This is a genomic window from Vibrio rubrogenes (assembly GCF_059641415.1).
In genome coordinates this window covers 1-1,255 of record NZ_JCARSY010000095.1, presented here as the reverse complement: position 1 = coordinate 1,255, position 1,255 = coordinate 1, and the positions used below count along the sequence as shown (strand labels likewise).

The following is a 1,255-nucleotide window of genomic DNA, read 5'->3' as shown; positions in this document are numbered from 1 at the left end:
AAGGATAGACATTATGGATAAGAAAGCACTGGAAGCATTTGCGCGTGAAGCCGCCAAATCAATCAAGACAGAATCCGATCTGGATGACTTCCGTAAAATGTTAACCAAGGTGACTGTTGAAACGGCGCTTAATGCTGAACTTGATGAGCACCTTGGTTATGAAAAACACGCGTCAAAACCCAGTACCAACTCCCGCAATGGTTACTCATCAAAGTCGATCATCACTGATGATGGTGACGTTCCAATTGAGGTGCCTCGCGACCGAGAGGCAAGCTTTGAACCCCAGTTAGTTCGTAAGCATCAGACCCGATTCCAATCCATGGATGACAAGATCTTAAGTCTGTATGCGAAAGGCATGACCACCCGAGAGATCGTCGCCACATTCAAAGAAATGTACGATGCAGATGTCTCCTCCACCTTGGTATCTAAGGTCACTGACGCCGTTCTGGAGCAAGTTATCGAGTGGCAATCTCGTCCTCTGGATGAAGTGTATCCCATTGTTTACCTTGACTGTATCGTGGTCAAAATTCGCCAGGACAAGCAAGTCATCAACAAGTCGGTTTATCTAGCACTCGGCGTCAATATGGAAGGTCAGAAAGAGCTACTCGGCATGTGGTTATCTGAAAACGAAGGGGCTAAGTTCTGGCTGAATGTGCTGACGGAGTTACAAAATCGGGGCGTCAAGGACATCCTCATCGCTTGTGTTGATGGGCTAAAAGGCTTCCCTGACGCCATCAACACCGCTTTCCCTAACACTCAAATCCAGCTCTGCATCGTCCATATGGTGCGAAACTCAATGAAATATGTGCCGTGGAAAGATTACAAGGCGGTCGCTGTGGATCTGAAGGCCATCTACCAATCGAAAACCGAAGATGAAGCCTTGCTAGCATTAGAGAAGTTCGCTGAGAAATGGGACGCTAAGTACCCTCAAATCAGCCGCTCTTGGACAACTCACTGGGCTAATCTCAATACGCTGTTTAACTACCCTGAGGACATCAGGAAAGCGATTTACACGACTAACGCCATCGAGTCGTTGAACAGCGTGATTAGAAAAGCCATCAAAAAACGTAAACTGTTCCCAACAGATGAATCGGCAAGAAAGGTCATCTTCTTAGCGATCCAGGATGCATCCAAGAGGTGGACAATGCCTATCAGAAACTGGCGACAGGCCCTGAACCGCTTTATGATTATGTTCGAAGACAGACTGAGTGATTATATGTAACCCCGACAATTACACAGAATTATTTACAGTCTC

At 46.6% G+C, this 1,255-nt stretch carries 1 protein-coding gene; it reads left to right on the top strand.

Annotation, left to right across the window (positions count from 1 at the left end; all coding sequences use genetic code 11):
* Positions 1-13: 13 nt before the first annotated feature.
* A complete protein-coding gene (locus AC55NX_RS20665) occupies positions 14-1,222 on the top strand; it encodes an IS256 family transposase (protein ID WP_496997442.1) in 1,209 nt (402 codons plus the stop codon).
* Positions 1,223-1,255: the final 33 nt, after the last annotated feature.

Excerpts from the sequence above, each read along its gene's own strand:
- AC55NX_RS20665 (WP_496997442.1), top strand. The coding sequence starts at position 14 with ATGGATAAGAAAGCACTGGAAGCATTTGCGCGTGAAGCCGCCAAATCA.